The sequence below is a fragment of the Delftia sp. WSY_22 genome, from assembly GCF_043104185.1.
GTDB lineage: Bacteria > Pseudomonadota > Gammaproteobacteria > Burkholderiales > Burkholderiaceae_C > Comamonas > Comamonas tsuruhatensis.
In genome coordinates this window covers 115,099-133,620 of record NZ_JBICKN010000007.1, presented here as the reverse complement: position 1 = coordinate 133,620, position 18,522 = coordinate 115,099, and the positions used below count along the sequence as shown (strand labels likewise).

At 66.4% G+C, this 18,522-nt stretch carries 20 protein-coding genes; 10 read left to right on the top strand and 10 right to left on the bottom strand.

Going from position 1 to position 18,522, the window contains the following annotated elements; all coding sequences use genetic code 11:
- The first annotated feature begins 317 nt into the window (after nucleotides 1-317).
- Nucleotides 318-1,199 carry a gamma-glutamyl-gamma-aminobutyrate hydrolase family protein gene (locus ACF8NF_RS05640; RefSeq protein ID WP_012202849.1) on the top strand — a complete coding sequence of 294 codons (882 nt, stop codon included), beginning with the start codon at nucleotides 318-320 and terminating at the stop codon, nucleotides 1,197-1,199.
- On the opposite strand, the gene ACF8NF_RS05635 is transcribed toward ACF8NF_RS05640, so the two are convergent.
- The gene (locus ACF8NF_RS05635; protein ID WP_392450233.1) at nucleotides 1,101-2,120 is read right to left on the bottom strand and encodes a LysR family transcriptional regulator; all 1,020 of its coding nucleotides are present in this window, start codon (nucleotides 2,118-2,120) and stop codon (nucleotides 1,101-1,103) included. The genes ACF8NF_RS05640 and ACF8NF_RS05635 overlap by 99 nt on opposite strands.
- 76 nt (nucleotides 2,121-2,196) lie before the next feature.
- Here ACF8NF_RS05635 and ACF8NF_RS05630 point away from each other — a divergent pair, with 76 nt between their 5' ends.
- Together ACF8NF_RS05630 and ACF8NF_RS05625 are read left to right on the top strand one after the other, a co-directional pair.
- Nucleotides 2,197-2,538: a protocatechuate 4,5-dioxygenase subunit alpha gene (locus ACF8NF_RS05630; protein WP_016449852.1), complete on the top strand. Its 342-nt coding sequence runs from the start codon at nucleotides 2,197-2,199 to the stop codon at nucleotides 2,536-2,538.
- 47 nt (nucleotides 2,539-2,585) lie between these two features.
- Nucleotides 2,586-3,431: a class III extradiol dioxygenase family protein gene (locus ACF8NF_RS05625; protein WP_392450231.1), complete on the top strand. Its 846-nt coding sequence runs from the start codon at nucleotides 2,586-2,588 to the stop codon at nucleotides 3,429-3,431.
- Between the two features lie 86 nt (nucleotides 3,432-3,517).
- Here the strand turns inward: ACF8NF_RS05625 and ACF8NF_RS05620 are convergent, their stop codons facing one another.
- Together ACF8NF_RS05620 and ACF8NF_RS05615 are read right to left on the bottom strand one after the other, a co-directional pair.
- Nucleotides 3,518-3,988, bottom strand: coding sequence for a peptidylprolyl isomerase (locus tag ACF8NF_RS05620; RefSeq protein WP_026062580.1), 471 nt, complete (start codon nucleotides 3,986-3,988; stop codon nucleotides 3,518-3,520).
- Nucleotides 3,989-4,099: 111 nt separating this feature from the next.
- The gene (locus ACF8NF_RS05615; RefSeq protein WP_212645185.1) at nucleotides 4,100-4,993 is read right to left on the bottom strand and encodes a LysR family transcriptional regulator; all 894 of its coding nucleotides are present in this window, start codon (nucleotides 4,991-4,993) and stop codon (nucleotides 4,100-4,102) included.
- Nucleotides 4,994-5,093: 100 nt separating this feature from the next.
- Here ACF8NF_RS05615 and ACF8NF_RS05610 point away from each other — a divergent pair, with 100 nt between their 5' ends.
- Genes ACF8NF_RS05610 through ACF8NF_RS05600 form a run of 3 tightly spaced genes read left to right on the top strand, consistent with a single transcriptional unit; the run spans nucleotide 5,094 to nucleotide 7,966 of the window.
- Entirely contained in the window at nucleotides 5,094-6,110 is a 1,017-nt protein-coding gene (locus tag ACF8NF_RS05610) for a Bug family tripartite tricarboxylate transporter substrate binding protein (protein WP_392450229.1), read from the top strand.
- Nucleotides 6,111-6,126: 16 nt separating this feature from the next.
- Nucleotides 6,127-7,497 carry a lyase family protein gene (locus ACF8NF_RS05605; RefSeq protein WP_392450228.1) on the top strand — a complete coding sequence of 457 codons (1,371 nt, stop codon included), beginning with the start codon at nucleotides 6,127-6,129 and terminating at the stop codon, nucleotides 7,495-7,497.
- 16 nt (nucleotides 7,498-7,513) lie between these two features.
- Complete coding sequence (locus ACF8NF_RS05600) at nucleotides 7,514-7,966, top strand: carboxymuconolactone decarboxylase family protein (protein ID WP_013804545.1); 453 nt, start codon at nucleotides 7,514-7,516, stop codon at nucleotides 7,964-7,966.
- 26 nt (nucleotides 7,967-7,992) lie between these two features.
- On the opposite strand, the gene ACF8NF_RS05595 is transcribed toward ACF8NF_RS05600, so the two are convergent.
- The 3 genes from ACF8NF_RS05595 to ACF8NF_RS05585 all read right to left on the bottom strand — a co-directional run bounded on the left by ACF8NF_RS05595 (nucleotide 7,993) and on the right by ACF8NF_RS05585 (nucleotide 10,580).
- On the bottom strand, nucleotides 7,993-9,039 hold the full coding sequence (locus ACF8NF_RS05595; protein WP_392450227.1) for a pirin family protein: 1,047 nt from the start codon (nucleotides 9,037-9,039) through the stop codon (nucleotides 7,993-7,995).
- Nucleotides 9,040-9,171: 132 nt separating this feature from the next.
- On the bottom strand, nucleotides 9,172-9,894 hold the full coding sequence (locus tag ACF8NF_RS05590; RefSeq protein ID WP_016449860.1) for a glutathione S-transferase C-terminal domain-containing protein: 723 nt from the start codon (nucleotides 9,892-9,894) through the stop codon (nucleotides 9,172-9,174).
- 236 nt (nucleotides 9,895-10,130) lie between these two features.
- Nucleotides 10,131-10,580, bottom strand: a complete 450-nt coding sequence (locus ACF8NF_RS05585; protein WP_223275342.1) for a DUF1439 domain-containing protein — start codon at nucleotides 10,578-10,580, stop codon at nucleotides 10,131-10,133.
- Between the two features lie 497 nt (nucleotides 10,581-11,077).
- Between ACF8NF_RS05585 and yjjJ the strand changes: the two genes are divergently transcribed.
- Nucleotides 11,078-12,430, top strand: a complete 1,353-nt coding sequence (yjjJ, locus tag ACF8NF_RS05580) for a type II toxin-antitoxin system HipA family toxin YjjJ (protein WP_392414581.1) — start codon at nucleotides 11,078-11,080, stop codon at nucleotides 12,428-12,430.
- Between the two features lie 200 nt (nucleotides 12,431-12,630).
- Nucleotides 12,631-13,278: a DUF924 family protein gene (locus tag ACF8NF_RS05575; RefSeq protein WP_392450226.1), complete on the top strand. Its 648-nt coding sequence runs from the start codon at nucleotides 12,631-12,633 to the stop codon at nucleotides 13,276-13,278.
- Nucleotides 13,279-13,359: 81 nt separating this feature from the next.
- Here ACF8NF_RS05575 and ACF8NF_RS05570 read toward each other — a convergent pair whose 3' ends face one another.
- From ACF8NF_RS05570 to ACF8NF_RS05560, 3 genes are all read right to left on the bottom strand, one after another.
- Nucleotides 13,360-14,508, bottom strand: a complete 1,149-nt coding sequence (locus ACF8NF_RS05570) for an acyltransferase (protein WP_016449864.1) — start codon at nucleotides 14,506-14,508, stop codon at nucleotides 13,360-13,362.
- A gap of 485 nt (nucleotides 14,509-14,993) precedes the next feature.
- Entirely contained in the window at nucleotides 14,994-15,851 is an 858-nt protein-coding gene (locus ACF8NF_RS05565; RefSeq protein WP_133074003.1) for a tRNA-uridine aminocarboxypropyltransferase, read from the bottom strand.
- The gene (locus tag ACF8NF_RS05560) at nucleotides 15,848-16,459 is read right to left on the bottom strand and encodes a class I SAM-dependent methyltransferase (protein WP_016449866.1); all 612 of its coding nucleotides are present in this window, start codon (nucleotides 16,457-16,459) and stop codon (nucleotides 15,848-15,850) included. Before ACF8NF_RS05560 ends, ACF8NF_RS05565 begins: the two co-directional genes overlap by 4 nt.
- A 369-nt stretch (nucleotides 16,460-16,828) precedes the next feature.
- Here ACF8NF_RS05560 and ACF8NF_RS05555 point away from each other — a divergent pair, with 369 nt between their 5' ends.
- Nucleotides 16,829-17,470 carry a peptidoglycan recognition family protein gene (locus ACF8NF_RS05555; RefSeq protein WP_082254180.1) on the top strand — a complete coding sequence of 214 codons (642 nt, stop codon included), beginning with the start codon at nucleotides 16,829-16,831 and terminating at the stop codon, nucleotides 17,468-17,470.
- A 32-nt stretch (nucleotides 17,471-17,502) separates the two neighbouring features.
- Complete coding sequence (locus ACF8NF_RS05550) at nucleotides 17,503-17,904, top strand: hypothetical protein (protein WP_016449868.1); 402 nt, start codon at nucleotides 17,503-17,505, stop codon at nucleotides 17,902-17,904.
- Nucleotides 17,905-18,043: 139 nt separating this feature from the next.
- Here the strand turns inward: ACF8NF_RS05550 and ACF8NF_RS05545 are convergent, their stop codons facing one another.
- Nucleotides 18,044-18,430, bottom strand: a complete 387-nt coding sequence (locus ACF8NF_RS05545) for a VOC family protein (protein ID WP_012202828.1) — start codon at nucleotides 18,428-18,430, stop codon at nucleotides 18,044-18,046.
- Nucleotides 18,431-18,522 lie beyond the last annotated feature (92 nt).

The window sequence follows — 18,522 nt, the reverse complement described above, 5'->3', positions numbered from 1 at the left end:
GCCATTGATGAACTGGCGAAACCATCGTAACGCCATGCGGGCTGCCTGCACAGCAAGTCGCACCCTGCGTCGTCAGGTTTTTCGCACTGCAGCATCCGCAGTCCCCACCCTGCCTACAGGCTACACCCAGAGGGGCGACGCCGGGTTCAGCGCGCTGAAGAAGCTTGAGATGCCTCAAGACAACTCTTGCATTCACCTACACCTATTTGCGGTGATGGCCCTGCGCCGGTCGCGGGCGTTCAACCCCTTCCTACAGGGCGCAGGCACGATTGGGCTTACAACGTGACCATCAGGACTTTCCCCTTGCCCACCACCCCATGAGCCCACTTGCCTCACGCCGCCTAAAGATAGGCCTTTCGGCCTGTTTCTCCCATGCGGACCCGCAGCGTCCGCTTTTCACGGGCAAGACGCTGCAGTACGTGGAGCAATCGATAGCGCACTGGATCATGTCGGCCGGCGCCATGGTGGTGATGGTGCCCTGCCCCACAGGCGAGACCGCACGCGGCGACGTGACGCTGGAGCACTATGCCGAGTGGCTGGATGGGGTGGTCATGCATGGCGGCGCCGACGTCTGGCCCGGCAGCTATGGCGAGGAACCCATGCGCCCCGAATGGCTGGGCGACCGCGTGCGCGACCTCTACGACCTGGCCGTGGTCGAGGCGTTTTCCCAGGCCGGCAAGCCCATCTTCGGCGTCTGCCGCGGTCTGCAGCTGATCAACGTGGCCTTCGGCGGAACGCTCTACCAGGACATCGAGACCCAGGTGCCCGGCTCGCAGCTGCACCGCAATCCCACGGAGTACGACCGCCACTACCACGACATCGCCATCGTGCCCGGCAGCCGGCTGGAGGCGCTGTATCCCACGCTGGACCGCGCACGCGTCAACAGCATCCACCACCAGGGCATCAAGGACGTGGCGCCCGAGTTCGATGTGGAGGCCTGGAGCCTGCCCGACCGCATCCCCGAGGCCATCTTCCGCAAGCCCGGCACGCTCAAGAGCTACATCGCGGCCACGCAGTGGCACCCCGAATTCCAGTTCCGCAACCCGGACACCAGCACGCTGGATGACAGCGTGCTGCTGCGCGACTTCCTGGCCGCCTGCTCACGCGCCCGCGTGAGCCCGGCCGTGAGCCACAGCCCCTTCCAGATCCGCAACCGCGCCGCGCGCCTGCTGCGCCGCGCCTTGCTTCGCAGGCATTGACGGCCCGGCGCCGCCAAGCGCCTGCGCCACCACCTGCTGCAACTGCCCGCGCAGCCACGCATGGGCGGGATCGGCCTGGTGGCGCGCGTGCCAGATCATGAACATGGGCAGCGGCGGGCAGTCCACGGGCACCGCAACGCTGGCCAGCGATGACAGGGCCGTGCGGCCCAGCAGCGATGGCGCCGTCGCCAGCAGCGGCGTGCCGCGCACAAAGGCGGCCAGCGCCGCAAAGCCCGGCACGCGCACGGCAAAGCGGCGCTCCAGCCCGCGCGCCTGCAGTTGCAGGTCCAGGTCCAGCGCCTGGCGGTCGGCATAGGCCACGGTGGCGTGGTCGGCCTGCAGATAGTCGGCCAGGCTGGCCGGCGGCTGTCGCACGGCGCTGTCATAGAAGACGGCGTACTCATCGCTGAACAGGCGCTTTTGCACGATGTCCGTGGCATCGGGCGGGCGCGGGCTGATGGCCAGCAGGCAGGCGTCCGAGCGCAGCAGTCCGGCATCGGGCGCGCCGCTGTCGATCACGCGCAGCACCGTCCGGGGCGCGGCTGAGCGCAGGCGCCGGGCCAGTGCGGGCAGCAGCAGCTCGCGCTGCAGGTCGTTGGCGGCAATGGTGATCTCGGCACGCCAGTGCGCGGGGTCAAAGCTGGCCCCCCGGCCGAACTGCTGCATCTGCCGCAGCAGCTCGCGCGCCGGGTCCTGCAGCGCCAGTGCATGGGCCGTGGGCGCAATGCCCCGCCCCTGCCGCACGAACAATCGGTCGCCCGTGATGGCGCGCAGCTTGTCCAGCAGATGGCTGACGGCCGATTGCGTCACGCCCAGGCGCTGCGCCGCCGCCGTGACGCTGCCGGTCTCCAGCACGGCCAGCAGCAGTTGCAGCAGCCTGCCATCGAGCTGCGATCCATCGATTTGTCTCATGCATTCCATGATTGGCCGCCGCTTTATCTTTGGCAACGCGGACCGGACACTGCCGCTGATCCAACGCAAATACCGGAGACAAAACATGGCCGATCAGCCGCAGATTCCCGGCACCACCCTGTTCGACGGCAGGCAGGCCCGCAAGGGCTATGCGCTCAACAGCATGTGCTTTTCCTTCAACGAGCTGGCCAACCGCCAGGCCTTCCTGGCCGACGAAGAGGCCTATATGCGCAGCTACGGGCTGAACCAGGAGCAGGCCGAGGCCGTGCGCGCGCGCAACGTGCTGCAGATGATCGCGGCCGGTGGCAACGCTTACTACCTGGCCAAGCTGGCCGGCATCTTCCACCTGGACATGCAGGACATAGGCGCCCAGCAGACCGGCATGACCAAGGCCGAATTCCAGGCCCTGCTGCGCTCGCACGCCTGAGCCCCGCCACAGACCATACGCAAGACACAGTACAGGAGACACCCACTATGGCACATCTCATCGGCGGCCTCGGCACCTCGCACATTCCCGCCATCGGCAACGCCATCCACAAGGGCCTGCAGAACGAGCCGTACTGGAAGCCCTTCTTCGACGGCTTTCCGCCCATCCGCGAATGGCTGGCCGCCCAGCGCCCCGACGTGGTGGTGGTGTTCTACAACGACCACGGCCTGAACTTCTTCCTCGACAAGATGCCCACCTTCGCCGTGGGCGCGGCCGAGCGCTACTGCAACGCCGACGAAGGCTGGGGCATTCCCACGCTGGCACCGCTGCGCGGCCACGCGGAGCTGTCATGGCACCTGATCGAGTCCCTGGTGGGCGAGGACTTCGATGTGGTCAGCTGCCAGGAGATGCTGGTGGACCATGCCTGCACGCTGCCGCTCAAGCTGTTCTGGCCCGAGGGCGACTGCCCGGTGGCCGTCGTGCCGGTGTGCATCAATACCGTGCAGTTCCCGCTGCCCTCGGCGCGCCGCTGCTATGCGCTGGGCCAGGCCGTGGGCCGGGCGATTGCGCGCTGGAACAACGACCAGCGCGTGGCCGTCATTGCCTCAGGGGGCCTGTCGCACCAGCTCGATGGCGAGCGCGCGGGCTTCATCAACAAGGCCTTCGACCTGCAGTTCCTTGAAAGCATGGCCACCAATCCCGAATGGGCCACGCAGTTCAGCGTGCATGAACTCGTGGAAAAGACCGGCACCCAGGGCGTGGAACTGCTGATGTGGCTGGCCATGCGCGGCGCCCTGTCCGCGGCTGCGCCCGGCGTGCGCCGCGTGCACGGCAACTACCACATACCGATCTCCAACACCGCCACGGCGCTGCTGGCGCTGGAGGCGGTCTAGTCGCAAAGCACAAAGGCCGCCGGGCATGCCAGGCGGCCTTTGTGCTCTGCGTAGCCGTGCGGACCGGGTGTACCCGGCCCTGCCTCTCAATGGTGGTGGCCGTGGCCGCCGTGCACGTGGCGATGCTCGATTTCCTCGGGCTTGGCCGCGCGCACTTCGGTGACCTTGCAGGCAAAGTGCAGCGCCATGCCGGCCAGCGGGTGGTTGCCGTCCAGCAGCACCACGGGGCCCTTGATCTTGACCACGTGGTAGATCTGGGGCTGGCCCTGGTCATCCGTGCCGCGCAGCTGGCCGCCCACCTTCACGCCGGGCGGGAACTCGCCCTTGGGGATGGTGCGGGTCAGGCTCTCGTCGCGCGCGCCGAAGGCGTCTTCCACGGCCAGGTCCACGGTCAGCGTGTCGCCCACGGTCTTGCCGTCCAGGGCGGCTTCCACCTTGGCGAAGATGTTGTCGTAGCCGCCATGCAGATAGGCCACATCGCCCTTGTCGAGCAGCTTGCCCAGCTTGTCGGTGATCTTGTAGTTGATGGTGACGGCGGTGTCTTTGGTGATGTTCATGGCAAAGGCCTTGGAAAACCGCAGCGCAAAAGGCGCGCCGCGCAAAGCCGCCATTGTCGGCGACCTGGGGCATTCCAGCGTCGGGACCGGGGGTTCACCGGCTGCCCAGCCTCAGCCCAGGCACTCGCGCGCGCATTCGAGCAGGCTGCGCGCCCAGCGCGCGCGGGCCGAGGTGTTCAGCCACAGCAGGCCGACCTTGCGCGCATCGGCAGGACGGGGGCCCTCGCCGCCGGCCTGATCGGGCAGCGCCAGCACGCGCACGTCGCGGCCCTGGGAGAGCACGGGGCCGATGTCGGGCACCAGGCCCACGCCCAGCCCCTGGTCCACCATCATGGCCACCGCCAGCACCGAGTTCAGCTCCATGCGCTCCAGCGGCGCAATGCCCTGGGAGCGCAGATAGCGGTCGGCCAGCCGGCCACCGGCCAGGGAGCGGTCGTAGCGCACCAGGGGCCGGGTGCGCAGCAGGGCCAGCGGGTCCTGCTGCGCGTCGCGAGCGCGGCACAGCACGACCAATGGCTCCTGGCGCAGCTCGGCCCAGCACACGGTCTTGGGCAGGTCGAACGAGGGTTGCAGGCAGATCAGCACGTCCAGCTCGGACTGGACCAGGGCCGTGTACAGCTCGGGCGTAAGGCCGGCACGCACGCTGATGCGCACCTCGGCGTGGCGCGCCACGAAGGCCCGCATCACGGCGGGCACAAAGCCGTGCAGCGCCGTGTTCACGGTGCCCAGCCGCAGCTCGCCGCCGTCCGCGTCGGAGGCCACCCACTCGCGCAGGCCCTCGAAGTCCTGCAGCAGCTGGCGGCCGCGCTCGAACAGCCGCTCGCCCGCCTCGGTGGCGCGCACGCTGCGGCCATGGCGCACCAGCAGCGGCGCACCCAGCTCGCCCTCCAGCACGCGCATTTGCTGGGCAATGGCCGAGGGGCTCAGGTCCAGCTGGCGAGCAGCTTCGGACATGGAGCCGGTGTCCACCACTCTCAAGAAATTGTGTATGTATCTCACGTCCATTTCACACATTTTCTTGAATCACAACGCAGATGCAACTGCTGTTTTCCCAGGCTGCGCTGCACCACACTGCGTGACAACGACTATTTCAGGAGACAGACGCATGGATTCCCGGCCCACCGCTCAAACCGCTCAAGCCTCTCAGACCTCTTTGCCGCGCCGGATGTGGCTGTCCACCGCCGCCGCCGCGCTGGCCGCCTATGCGCTGCCGGCCTGGGCCCAAAAGCGCGGCAGCCGCCTGGTGGTGCCGTTTGCGCCGGGCGGCGGCAACGATGTGTTCGCGCGGCAGATGGCGCATGGCCTCAACGAGTCCTTCGGCTACGGGATGATCGTGGAGAACAAGGCCGGCGCGGGCGGCAACCTGGGCACGGAAGCCGTGGTGCGTGCAGCCGGCGACGGCGGCACCTGGCTGCTGGGCCATACGGGCACGGTGTCCATCAATCCCTCGCTGTACCCGGGCCTCAAGTTCAATGCGGCCACCGATCTGCAGCCGGTGGCCATGTTCGCATCGTCGGCCCTGCTGCTGGTGGTGCCGGCTTCCTCGCCCGTGCGCAGCGTGGCCGACCTGGCCGAGCAGATGCGCAAGCGCAGCGGCGAGATGAACTACGCCTCCAGCGGCTCGGGCACGGGCGGCCACCTGACGGGCGAGATGTTCGCCCATGCGCTGGGCGCCAAGGCCATCCATGTGCCGTACAAGGGCACGGCCCCATCGCTGACCGACCTGGTGGGCGGCAATGTGGACTTCAGCTTTGGCGTGATTCCCGCGGCCATGGCCCTGGTGAAGGCCGGCAAGCTGCGCGCCCTGGCCGTGACCGGCGCCAAACGCCAGCCCCAGCTGCCCGACGTGCCCACGGTGGCCGAGTCCGGCGTGCGTGCGCTGGCCGACTTCGAGAGCTCGCTGACCTACGGCATCCTCGCGCCCAAGGGCACGCCCGCCGAGACGGTGCGCGCGCTGGGGCGCGACGTCCTCAAGGTGGCGTCTTCCGAATCCTTCCAGTCGCGCCTGGGCATCGAGGGCGCCGTGCCGCTGCTGGGCGATGGCGCGCAGTACGCGGCCCGCATCCAGGTGGAGAGCGCCAAGTGGGCCGCCGTGATCAAGGCCTCGGGCGCCACGGCCTGAGACCGGCAAGGACAGCATGTCATTGGTGAAGGACTATCTGGGCCCGGCCGACAGCGGCCACTGGTTTGCAGACGCGCGCTGGCTGGACGCGCTGCTGCGCTTCGAGAGCGCGCTGGCCCAGGCCCAGGCCGACTGCGGCCTGGTGCCGCGCCCGGCCGCCGAGGCCATAGCGCGCGCCTGCGCGCAGGCGCCGCTCACGTGCGGAGGCGTGGTGAAGCAGGCACGCGCCAGCGGCGCGCTGGGCCTGGCCGTGGTGCGGCCGCTGCAGCAGTGGCTGCAGGGCCACGCCCCCGAAGGCTTGCCCTGGCTGCACTGGGGCGCGACCACGCAGGACGCCGTGGACACGGCGCAGGCCCTGCTCACACAGCAGGCCCTGCAGGCGCTGCTGGCCGAGCTGGACGCGCTGCAGTCCGCACTGCAGGCCCTGGCCCGCACGCACGCGGCCACGCCCATGCTGGCGCGCAGCCTGCTGCAGCCCGCGCAGATCACCAGCTTCGGATTCAAGTGCGCGCAGTCGGCTGCCGCCGTGGGCCGCAGCATCGAACAGTTTGAAAGGCTTGCCACCGCTGCGCTGTGCGTGCAATTGGGCGGCGCCGTGGGCAATGGCGCGGTGCTGGGAAGCCACCGTGCCGAGGTGGAGCAGGCACTGGCCCGGCGCCTGGGCCTGTCGGCCTGCGGCCGCAGCTGGCATACGCAGCGTGACGACTGGATGCGCCTGGCCATGGAAGCGGCTGTGTGCGGCGGCAGCCTGGCCAAGCTGGCCCGGGACTGGTCGCTGATGGCGCAGTACGAGGTGGGCGAGATCGCCGAGGCGCCGCGCGGCAGCACCTCCAGCGCCATGCCGCACAAGCGCAATCCCGTGCACCTGATGCAGGCGGTGGCACAGGCCCAGGCCATCCCCCAACTCGCGGCCCTGCTGCTGGGCTGCATGGCCCAGGCCCATGAACGCGCGCTGGGCGAGTGGCAGGCCGAGGTCGCGCACTGGCCCGACCTGTGGCGCCATGTGCATGGCGCCGCCGCCGCATTGCGCCAGGCCGCGCAGTCGCTGCAGGTGCTTCCGCAGCGCATGCTGGGCCATGTGCGGGGCCTGCACGGACTGGTGTTTTCAGAGGCCTGCGTGCACGCCATGGCGCACTGGACAGGCAAGCCCGAGGCCCTGGCCGCCGTGGAGCTGCTGGCCCCGCAGGCGCTGGAGCAGGGACGCGAGCTGCGCCTGCTGCTGGCCGAATGGGCCGCGCCCCGGCTGGACGCAGCAGCCCTGCAAGCGCTGCAAGATGCGCTGGCCCGGGCCTGCGACCCGGCACGCGCCGTGCAGGCATCGCATGATGCGTGCCTGGCGCTGCTGGCAGCGCCGCAGACCCACGCCAACGCCCATGCCCATGCTTGACACAGGAACCCCCGCCATGACCGAACCTTCCGCCGACGCCCTGCAGCGCGGCCTTGCCAACCGCCGCCGCGTGCTGGGCGATGAATGGGTGGACCAATCCGTGGCGCGCGCCAACGAACTGAATGTGGAGTTCCAGCGCATGATCACGGCCTATGCCTGGGACGGCATCTGGAGCCGCCCCGGCCTGGAGCGCCGCACGCGCCGCATCATGGTGCTGGCCATCACGGCCTCCATGGGCCGCTGGGAAGAGTTCGAGCTGCACATCCGCACCGGCCTGCTGGCCGACCCGGCCGATGCCGAGGCCGCGCCGCTGGATCTGGACACCATCCGCGAAGTGCTGCTGCAGACCGCCGTCTATGCCGGCGTGCCCGCAGGCAACACCGGCATGGCCATCACGCTGAAGATCCTCAAGGAGCTGGGGCGCACGCCCGCGCCGGCCAGCTTTCATCCACCCGCAGACACGGCCTGACGCGGCCTGACGCAGCCTGACCGGACTCAGGCGGCCGGCGGCTGCTCCTCGGCCGCAGCGCCCGGGTAGCGCGCAAAGCGCCGGTTCTCTGCGCCATGCACCGGGTCCTGCTCGGCCCAGGGCCACCCGCCGAACTGGGTACGCCGGTAGTCCTGCATGGCCTGCATGATTTCCTGCTGCGTGTTCATCACGAAGGGGCCGTACTGCGCCACGCTCTCGCCAATGGGGCGGCCCTGCAGCACCAGACATTCCACGGCGTCGGCGCCGCTGTTGTGCAGCTCCCAGTCCTGCGTGGCATCCACATGCAGGGCCGCATGCTGTGCCAGCGCCGTGGGCCCGACCTGCAGTGCCTGGCCTGCAAAGAAATACAGCATGCGCTGCGTGTCCGCACCGGCCGCGCGCGGCAGCGTCCAGCGCGCGCCGGGCTCCAGGCGCAGCGTCCAGATGGCCACGTCGCCCTCGGGTTGCGAGGCCCAGGATTCGGGCGGCGGCGGCAGGGCGGCCGCCGTGCCGGGCAGGCTGCCTGCCACCACGGTGACCACGGTCCTTCGGCCTGCGGCATCCGCATGCTCCAGGCGGGGGATGCGTTCGTTCCAGAACATGGTGAAGTGCGGCTCCACCATCTTGGAGCGCGCAGGCAGGTTCAGCCAGATCTGGAACAGTTCCAGCGGATTGGGCACGTCGCTGTTGAGCAGCGGGAACATCTCCGAATGCTGGATTCCCTTGCCGGCCGTGAGCCACTGCACGTCGCCGCCGCCAAAGCGCGCGGCCGCGCCCAGCGAATCGGAATGGTCGATCAGGCCCTTGCGCACCAGGGTCACGGTCTCGAAGCCACGGTGCGGATGGCCGGGAAAGCCCGGCACGCCATCGCCGTGGTACATGGAAAAGCCGTCCTTGCGGCTGAAGTCGCTGCCCATCTGGCGGCCTTCCAGGTCCACGGCCTGCACGCCCAGGCGGCCATCGCTGGGCGGATAGGCATCGTCATGGTGGGCACAGAACAGGAAGGGGTCCATGGTGGGCCACAGCGGGCCCAGCGGCTGGCTCTGGAGGACGGGGGTGGTGGCTGCGGTCATCGTGGCTCCTGTGAGGCTGCGCCCGCAAGAAAAAAGGGGGCGCTGCATTCTCGGACAGATGCGGCCCCCGCGCCGGTTTTGAAAGCCACCATGGCTGGGACAGTGCGGCCCAGGAATGCAACGCCCGCCGGGTCAGTTGCGCGGCGGCGTCACCAGGCCCTTTTGCACGGCCGGGCGCGCCACGAAGGCGGCCAGCACGCGCTGCAGCTCGGGAAAGCGCTCCCAGCCCAGCAGTTCGGCCGCGTTGTAGCCCTGCTCCACCACCATGTTGCGCACCCAGGGCCACAGGGCGATGTCGGCAATGGTGAACTGCTCGCCCATCACCCAGGCGCGGCCTGCGAGGCGGCGCTCCAGCACACCCAGCAGGCGCACGGACTCGTTCACGTAGCGGTCGCGCGGGCGCTTGTCCTCGAAGTCCTTGCCCGCGAATTTGTGGAAGAACCCCAGCTGGCCGAACATGGGGCCGACGCCACCCATCTGGAACATCAGCCACTGCAGCGTTTCATAGCGCGCGGCCGGGTCGGCGGGCAGCAGCGGGCTGCCGGACTTCTCGGCCAGGTAGACCAGGATGGCGCCCGACTCGAACAGCGCCAGCGGCTTTCCGCCCGGACCCTGCGGGTCCAGGATGGCCGGGATCTTGTTGTTGGGAAAGGTGTCCACGAACTCGGGCGAGAGCTGGTCATTGCTCTCGAAGCCCACGCGGTGCGCCTCATACGGCAGGCCCATCTCCTCCAGAGCGATCGACACCTTGACGCCGTTGGGCGTGGGCAGGGAATACAGCTGGATGCGGTCCGGCTGCATGGCCGGCCACTTGCGCGTGACGGAAAAGGCGGAAAGCGGATTCTGTGGAGTCATGGGGCACCTTGAAGGCTGGACGGGTTCGCCAAGAAATCGATGGCCGCTGCATCGTAGCGTTCGGCGCCCAGCCATGCTTGGCACGCCAAATAATGGCGGCCCGACCCTGCCGCCGGGTCATGACAACCCACGCAGATTGCATGGCCAGTCTCCGCGCTCGCCGCCATGCACCGGCTACCGAGGCGCTCGGATGGAGGCGCACGGCTGAACCGAGCACCGCCCGCACGGCGCAGCTCTCAGCGCGGCGCGACGGGCTTCTGGACCAGGGCCACGCTCAGGCCGTCCGGCGTCACCGTGATGGCGCCGGGCTCCATGTTCAGAGAGTCCATCAGGGCCAGGTCCTTGTCCTGCAGCTGGTAGAGCACGAGCTGGCCCAGCGCCTGCTCGGCCAGGGCGCTGGCGTAGGTGGTGATCATGTCGCTCATGGCGGGGGCCAGGTCGTTGATGACCAGGCTGTTGACCTTGATCTGGTGGGCGCGCAGCGTGCGGTCCGTGGGCTCGTAGCGCAGCGCGAAGTCCAGGTTCAGATGGCCGCCATAGGCTTGCTTGAGCACGGGTCCCGACAGATCGGCCTGCAACACCGCATTGAGCGCGTTGCGCTCGGGCAGCAATCCCAGCACCGGCGAATGCAGCTTGAGCTGCAGCATGCCGGCCACGGGGAATTGCCGTGGAAAGCGCTGGGCCACCACCTCCTGCAGCCTTTGCCGCGAAATCGAGACATTTCCAGGCCCGGACTTTCCCGAACATCCGGTCGCAGCCAAGCTGCAGCCCGCGGCCAGGACCATCAACAAAAAGCGGCGATTCATCACGACAGCACAAGCCCCAGAAAGCCCGACACGAAACCCTGAAGCGCCATGCATGCCATACGCATGGCGCTATGTTTTTTGAGATCGGCATTGTCCCGCCAGGGGCTATTCCCTGTCCCTGCAGTGGGTGTTGCCCGGCACCTGCGCGAAGGCGCTTCACAGCGAGCGCCCATCAGACATAGGCAGTACCGCCACCCGTACGGAAACATCACCCAATCCTTCTGGCCGGCCCTCCCGCCCGCCCAGCTTTGCCGCGGCCTTGGGCACGGCCCTCCACCGGCGCATGAATCTATTCATATATTCATTCATTGATTTGCATAAATCATTGATTTTTAATAAATTACCCCTTATTTTTATTCATTCATCAATTGATTCCCATGGCCTTGGAAGACCTCTCCACCCAGGTACTGGCGGCACTGCGCCGCCAGGGCGGTGCGCTGGCGGCGCGCGAGCTGCAGCAGATGCTGGGCGTGAGCCAGCCCACCGTGTCGCGCGCGCTGGCGCCGCTGATCCGGTCGGGCCAGGTGCGCAAGGTGGGTGCGGCGCGCACGCAGCGCTATGTGCTGCCGCGCCAGGTGGTGGGCGTGGGCGCCGAGGTGGCCATCATGCGCGTGGATACCGAAGGCCACGCATCGCCCTTCGGCCGCATGATCGCGCTGCACGGCGGCGGCTTCTGGGTGGACGAGGCCGATGGCCTCAGCGAGCAGCACGACGGCCTGCCCTGGTTCCTGGACGACATGCGGCCCCAGGGCTTCATCGGCCGCACCTTTGCGCACAGCCATCCCGAACTGCAGTTGGGCGGCGACCCGCGCCAATGGGGCGAGGACGACGTGCTGCGCGCCCTGGCCCGATTCGGCGAGGACCTGCCGGGCAACCTCATCGTGGGCGAAGCCGCGTTCGAGCGCTTCCACACCCTGCCCGCCCGCGCGCTGCGCGCCGAGTCGCCGGCCGAGTATCCGCGCCTGGCCATGCAGGCCATGCAGGGCACGCATCCGGGCTCGTCGGCGGGCGGCGAGCAGCCCAAGTTCTGCTGCACCACGGCCGGGCGCAGCGTCATCGTCAAGTTCTCCCCGGCAGGCGACGCGCCGGCCGAGCAGCGCATACGCGACCTGCTGGTCTGCGAGCATCTGGCGCTGCAGACCCTGGCCGAAGACGGCCTGCCCGCCGCGCGCACGCGGCTGTTCATTGATGGCGGCCGGGCCTTTCTCGAATCGGAGCGCTTCGATCGCAGCCAGCCCGAGCCGGGCTGCGCACCGCCGCCGGACCGCAACCCCGGACGCATAGGCATGGTCTCCCTGCAGGTGCTCAATGCCCAGTACGTGGGCGAGGTGGACAACTGGGCCGCCACGGCCAGCCGCCTGGCGGCGCGTGGCCTCATCACCGAGACCGATGCGCGCAGCCTGCGCCTGCTCGAGGCCTACGGCCAGCTCATCGCCAACACCGACCGGCACTACGGCAACATCTCCTTCGTGCTGCCGCAGCCGCAGGGCGACTGGGCGCTGTCGCCCACCTACGACATGCTGCCCATGCTCTACATGCCCATCAATGGCGAGATCGTGGAGCGCGACTTCAGCGCCCAGCCCCCGCGCCCCACGGCCGCCACGCTGGCCGAATGGCCGCGCGCCCAGGCACTGGCGCGGCGCTTCTGGCGGGCCGTGGCGCAGGATGCGCGCATCTCCGGGGAATTCCGCAGTATTGCCGAAAGCAATCTTGATGCCCTTGCCGCTTGATTTTCAAGCACCTCCAATGGAATCAATGACGCCACCTGTTGATAACCAATAGAAATTCTCTTGAAAAATCTGTGCATATTGGTTTGAAAAACCTCTGCACAAACTGTTATCCATCTGCGGAGAACCGGCCATCCACAGCCTCGGCCCGCCACCGCCTGCACAATCGAAGCTTTCCTCATCCGACCAGACACGGGCCCCCGATGACCAGCATTGCACCCTCCTCCGCCGCAGACCCCCGCATTGCCGACGTGCTCGGCTACTGGCTGGGCTCCACCCGCCCCGACAATGCAAGCGCCCTGGCCTGCAAGAACCTGTGGTTCATCAAGTCCGATGCCACCGACAACCAGATCCGCGAGCGCTTCGGTGCCCTGGTCGAAGACGCGCTGGCCGGCCGACTCGACGCCTGGGCCGGCACGGCGCTGGGCAGGCTGGCGCTGATCGTGCTGCTGGACCAGTTCACGCGCAACCTGTTCCGGGGCACGGCGCGCAGCTTTGCGGGCGACCCGCAGGCGCTGCAGCTGGCGCTGGACGGCATCGCCCAGGGCCATGACCGGCATGCCGACCTGCCCGCCGTGGCCCGCATCTTCTGCTACCTGCCGCTGGAGCATGCCGAGGACCTGGCCCTGCAGAACCGCAGCGTGGCCGCCTTCCAGGCCCTGGCCGACCAGGCCGGTGACGCTGTCGGCGAGGGCGTGCGCGAGTTCCTGGCCGGCACGCTGGACTACGCCCACAGGCACCGCGACGTCATCGTGCGCTACGGCCGCTTTCCGCACCGCAATGCCATCCTGGGCCGCACCAGCACGCCCGAGGAACTGCAGTACCTGTCCCAGCCCGGCGCAGGGTTCTGAGAGCGCAGCGGATCTCCTTCACCCACAAAAAAAGGGAACGTGCCAACGTTCCCTTTTTTGCTTTCGGCGCGCTGCCGGCATTCAGGCCGGCTGCGCCTGCGGCTGGCGCTCGCCGCCCTTGCGCTCGCCATCGCGCATGCGCAGCGCCCAGCGCTCGATGGTGTAGAAGGACAGCGCCGACAGCACCACCGAGATCGCCAGGCCCAGCACCACGACCACGGGCCACGAGAAGTCGGCGCGCAGATAGCGCACCACCGGGTAGTGCCAGAGATAGACGCCATAGGACAGGCGTCCCAGCTTCACCAGCATGGGCGACGACAGCATGTCGTAGACCAGGCCCGAGCCCTGGCTCACCGCCACCAGCAGCACAACGGCCGCGCACTCCACCACGGTGATGCCCCAGACCATGGCGTCCTGGTTGTCCCATTGCAGCGCCATCAACAGCGGCACGGCCAGCGGCACCCACATGGCGTGGTGCATGCGCGCCTTCAGCGCAGCGATGAAGTCCGGGCGCTCGATCATCAGCGCCGCCAGCAGCGCACCGGCGAACAGGCCCGAGGCGCGGGTGTCGAAGCGGAAGAAGATCTCATAGAAGTGCTGACCCTGGTCCACCCAATACACGCGCCACAGCCAGCTCAGCGCCCACAGCAGGGCAATCGGGCGCCACAGGCGGCCCGGCTTGGAAAAGCGCAGCAGCAGCACCAGCAGCGGCGGCCAGATCAGGTAGAAGTGCTCCTCCACCGACAGCGACCACATGTGCAGCAGCGTGTCCGGGCTGTCGAAGAAGGCGATGCCGTAGTCGGCCAGATAGAGGATGGAGACCAGCGCATCGGAGTAGATGTCGTTCAGGTCCGGCCACAGCATGGGCGCGAAGATGCAGTACGCGGCCAGAAACAGGGCCAGCGCCGGCATCAGGCGGAAGAAGCGGCGGCGGTAAAAGCGCCAGAAGCCGATGCGGCCCTCGGAATCGTTTTCCATCAGCAGCAGCGAAGTGATCAGATAGCCGCTGAGCACGAAAAACAGGTCGACCCCGAAGAACGCGCCATCAAACAGAGGCGCATGGGAGTGCGACAAGATCACCAACAGGATCGCCACGCCCCGCAGCCCGTCAAGGGCGGGGTTGTAGCGCAGTTTGAAATCCTTGACCACCAAAACCGGACACCTTTCCAACGCCGGAGCAATGGGCCCCGAGCCATGAACAAACCCCAAGAAAATGGAGCACGCGGCCATGGCGCAGCCGGCCCCGAAGGGTGCAACGCATGGTCCAGCGCGATAAGAGAGACGGCACGTCCCAAGGTTCCCGGCGGATGCGGTGAACAGCAATCCGCGTGCCGCGGTGCGGCGCGCCCTGAGGATGCGGGCCACCTCGACGGGCAGCCCTGCGTGCACGAACAAGCCCCGCTTGAGCGGGGCCAGGCCGATGAATTTCAGCGAAATCCAATTCTAGCCATCACCGCCCGGGGACGAGGTTCGATGGACATTCAGCCCGGGATCCGATGCCCCCGCCCTGCAGTCCACCCGCCTTTCTTCGCACGCCGCGAGTATGGGAGGCGCCCTGCAGCCAGAACGTAACAGGAGGTTTGTGCTGGCGCCGCTGCACCCTGGCCCATTCCACCCCGTGAAGCCACCGGCGCACACCGGGCCGGTGCGATGGATGTGCCGTCAACAATTTGGAACAAAACGACGCCAATCCCAATGAACACAAGCGTTTACCGCTATCGTTTTTTTTCTTCAGGCGTACAGCGGGATGAGACGGCGTCCTGCAGACCCCGGTGCGCGGCACTGTCTGCCTGCACCGGCTGCTGGTTCTTGGCGCGCAGATAGTGCTCGGTGAACAGCGCCAGGTAGCTCTCCAGCGCGCGGCCCGCGCGCCGGTCGCCCGCATCGCCCGTCAGCTCCAGGCACAGGGCGGCCACCTCGCTGGTGCAGAAGTGGTCTTCGCGCTGGGAGCGGCGCAGGCGGTACTGCGAGACCTGATCCGGGTGCAGGCTCAGCACCGGAAAGCGGTCCAGGTAAGGGCTCTTGCGGAACATCTTGCGCGCCTCGGGCCAGGTCGCATCCAGCAGGATGAACAGCGGGCGCCGCTCCTGGCCCGGCACGACCGCGGCCTGGGGCACCGGCAGCGTGTGCACCACGCGCTGCGGCGGCTGTACGAACTCACCGGGAAACACCACATAGGGCTGCCACTGCGGATCGGCAAGCAGCGCCAGCAGGCCCGCATCGGCCTCGGTGCGCGCCCAGCCGAAGGCGTGCGTCTGCTCCACCACATCGGCGATCAGCCAGCCCGTGTTGCTGGGCTTGAGCGGCTCGGCATCGTGCATCAGCAGGCAAAAACCCGCCCGCGTCGGCAGCATGGGACGCAGCGCGCAGATGCAGTGCGAAGGCCGTAGCCGGCAACCCTCGCAGCGCTCGCCGCGCGGCCCGCCGCGCGACAGGAACGGCCGCGTGCTGCGCGCCAGCCGCTGCGTGCGCAGGCGCGACACCGCATGCGGCGCCACGCCCGAATCCACGCCACGCAAATAGGACAGGGGCACCGGAGACGCCGGAGCCTGGTCAGGCAGCTCCATGCTCATCCCACGCTTTCCAGCTCGAACAGCGGCAGCTCGGCGCGGCGGCTCAGCCACACGCCGCCGCCCAGTTCCTTGAAATGCTCGGCCAGCCCGCGCCGGTACAGATCGGCCCGGTGGCGGAACAGGCGCGGATCGGTCAGATCCTCATCGATCACGCCGCGTTCGTAATCCTCGCGCGCCACTGCCTCCACATACAGACCGCCTCGGCTCAACCGCCCCAGATTGGCCAGCGCGCGCTTGAGATCCGGCGGGCTCAGATAAGGCAGCACGCCCTGGCAGATCACCAGATCGAAGGGCTCTGCAGGATCATGCGCCGCATAGTCCACCACCGAGCCGCGCTCCCAGCCGAAGCGCCCGCACAGGTACTCGCTGAACTCCACGCCGTGGTAGCTGGCACCGGGGAAGTGGCGCTGCACCGCCTCGCGCCACAGACCGATGCCGCAGCCCACATCCAGCACGCGGCGCACCGGCACCCGCACATAGTTCAGATAGGAACACACGAAAGCGCCCAGCCGGTTCACATGCTCGGTGTCGACCACGCTGGTCTTCTTGTCGAAGTAGTAGCGCTGGTAGTACGCCTCGTCGAACCACTGGTCACTTGCTGATTGCACGCATTCTCCTTGGGGGGTGAGCGCCCGGTGGGCGCGTTCGGGCGGAAGTATGGCGCAGAGGGCAGTGGGTATGGGAACGCGTGTTTTTTGCCCCTGCCGGGTGATGCTTTTTTCCGAGGCCGGGCCTGTCCGGTTGTCGACCAATTTCTTGATCGCCCGCATAAGCCAAGACAGTTGCTACTCCGCAAGACAGACTGATTTGCATATCAGATCACAACAACAGCCGCCCAAACATCTAAAAAACTGCGAGATATGACAAAAAAATCAGGATTGCATAATTTTACAAATTCAATCCAACCACTCAATACCCATCATGGCTAACATATCAACGGCAATTACGATATCCAGCAAAATACCAAATTAACACCCATGGGCCATCGGCAGGCCTACATCATTGGTACTAAAATGCTAATAATTGATAGAAATGGAATAGCAATCCACTCCCTTATAAAGCGAGCCATCGCACCCACCATTGAACGTGGTGAAATGAAGGAAATTCATGGCATCATTGTTCATCAAACTGGAGGATCGACAGCACAGTCTTCAATTGATAATTACAAAAACCCATCAGCAAATGGAGCACATTTCCTGATAGAGAAAGATAGAACAATATATCAAACCGCTTCCCTTTACAAACAAACATGGCACATTGGCAAAATAAAAGCGCGTTGTTTATTGGAAAAGCGATGCACGCCAGTTGAATTAAAATCGTTACAACGCTTCAATCCAACCCAAGAGAACAAGCGCGAGATGCTGAAAAAGGTTCCAGCACGATTTCCGGCCAACCAAGACAGCATTGGCATTGAATTGGTAGGTGAAGCACTTCCTCGTGGCGGGAACATACCAGACGAAAAGAAAACTTATCAGGCCGTTACAAGCGAGCAGAACAATGCACTACAGTGGCTTATCGCGGAATTAACGCTGACACTAAGAATATCTATGAGCGAAGTTTTCAGGCACCCAGAAGTCTCTAGAAAAAATCCTACGGAAGCGATTTCAGCAAAATGGTGAGATCACTATTAACCTTACCCCTGCTAGTTGTTATGGCTAGCACCGCCTCCGCCGCCAATCAATGCACAAAAGGCTCAGAGTTCGAGCCGCCACTGTGCCCACTGATACTTCCCAAGATCAGCCAGATCACCATCCAGGAAAACGCGGCCAAATCGCCCGTCGAAAAAGACCCAGCGGTGAGTTGCGCCAACTTTGTCCTGACCATCTCCCAGGTGCGCCGTTATTTTCAACAGGCAAAAACCACCAACGAAAACGACGCACACTACACGCTAGACTGGTCGCCCTGCTATGCAAGCGGCGAAATCGCATTCAGCGATGGCAGCCGTGGAAGTTGGAGCATCAACCAGTTCCGGGGCGGTGCGCTGTTCCTGGAGGGCAGGGACAAGACGGTATTGCACTGCCCAAAATGCAAGTTCAAGCCATTTCAATGGTGATTGTTCTGGCGCGGCACCACGTTGGCCAATCGCAATAAAAACAGCCGAGTGCAGCTATGGCACATCGGCTATTTGCATTTTGGCGTTTCGACGTCAGGGCTCCAGCCCCGAAAAAACACCGTCCGGCACGGTCAGAAACTTAGGCCTTCGGCGGCCGATGCAACAGGCACAGCTTGTTGCCATCCAGATCCCGCACATAGGCCAGGTACAGCCGGCCACCGGGCGAAGCCTCGCGCCAGCCGGGCGGATCCTCGCAGGTCACGCCCCCGGCTGCCACGGCGGCGGCATGGGCCGCGTCGGCCTGCTCGGGCGACTGCGTCGCAAAGCCGATGGTCGCGCCATTGCCGTGGCAGGCGGCCTCGCCGTTGATCGGTGTGGAAATGGCAAACGTGCCGCCCGCGCTGCGGTAGAAATAGCGGTTCTTGTTGGCCATGCCCGGCGCAATGCCGAGCGCGCCCAGGAATGCGTCGTAGAACTGCTTGGATTTTTCGAGGTCGTTGACCCCGACCATGACGTGGCTGAACATGCCTGTGTCTCCTTGGTTGATGCGAACCGGGATGTTAGCTGCGGCAAGCCGTCCTGCTGTCACCCATGCGCGCCAGCGACCATACTGTCGCC

Bases quoted from the DNA above. Each gene is read 5' to 3' on its own strand.
- ACF8NF_RS05640 (WP_012202849.1), top strand. From the start codon at position 318: ATGAGCCCACTTGCCTCACGCCGCCTAAAGATAGGCCTTTCGGCCTGT.
- ACF8NF_RS05635 (WP_392450233.1), bottom strand. From the start codon at position 2,120: ATGGAATGCATGAGACAAATCGATGGATCGCAGCTCGATGGCAGGCTG.
- ACF8NF_RS05630 (WP_016449852.1), top strand. From the start codon at position 2,197: ATGGCCGATCAGCCGCAGATTCCCGGCACCACCCTGTTCGACGGCAGG.
- ACF8NF_RS05625 (WP_392450231.1), top strand. From the start codon at position 2,586: ATGGCACATCTCATCGGCGGCCTCGGCACCTCGCACATTCCCGCCATC.
- ACF8NF_RS05620 (WP_026062580.1), bottom strand. From the start codon at position 3,988: ATGAACATCACCAAAGACACCGCCGTCACCATCAACTACAAGATCACC.
- ACF8NF_RS05615 (WP_212645185.1), bottom strand. From the start codon at position 4,993: ATGGACGTGAGATACATACACAATTTCTTGAGAGTGGTGGACACCGGC.
- ACF8NF_RS05610 (WP_392450229.1), top strand. From the start codon at position 5,094: ATGGATTCCCGGCCCACCGCTCAAACCGCTCAAGCCTCTCAGACCTCT.
- ACF8NF_RS05605 (WP_392450228.1), top strand. From the start codon at position 6,127: ATGTCATTGGTGAAGGACTATCTGGGCCCGGCCGACAGCGGCCACTGG.
- ACF8NF_RS05600 (WP_013804545.1), top strand. From the start codon at position 7,514: ATGACCGAACCTTCCGCCGACGCCCTGCAGCGCGGCCTTGCCAACCGC.
- ACF8NF_RS05595 (WP_392450227.1), bottom strand. From the start codon at position 9,039: ATGACCGCAGCCACCACCCCCGTCCTCCAGAGCCAGCCGCTGGGCCCG.
- ACF8NF_RS05590 (WP_016449860.1), bottom strand. From the start codon at position 9,894: ATGACTCCACAGAATCCGCTTTCCGCCTTTTCCGTCACGCGCAAGTGG.
- yjjJ (WP_392414581.1), top strand. From the start codon at position 11,078: ATGGCCTTGGAAGACCTCTCCACCCAGGTACTGGCGGCACTGCGCCGC.
- ACF8NF_RS05575 (WP_392450226.1), top strand. From the start codon at position 12,631: ATGACCAGCATTGCACCCTCCTCCGCCGCAGACCCCCGCATTGCCGAC.
- ACF8NF_RS05570 (WP_016449864.1), bottom strand. From the start codon at position 14,508: ATGGCCGCGTGCTCCATTTTCTTGGGGTTTGTTCATGGCTCGGGGCCC.
- ACF8NF_RS05565 (WP_133074003.1), bottom strand. From the start codon at position 15,851: ATGAGCATGGAGCTGCCTGACCAGGCTCCGGCGTCTCCGGTGCCCCTG.
- ACF8NF_RS05555 (WP_082254180.1), top strand. From the start codon at position 16,829: ATGGGCCATCGGCAGGCCTACATCATTGGTACTAAAATGCTAATAATT.
- ACF8NF_RS05550 (WP_016449868.1), top strand. From the start codon at position 17,503: ATGGCTAGCACCGCCTCCGCCGCCAATCAATGCACAAAAGGCTCAGAG.
- ACF8NF_RS05545 (WP_012202828.1), bottom strand. From the start codon at position 18,430: ATGTTCAGCCACGTCATGGTCGGGGTCAACGACCTCGAAAAATCCAAG.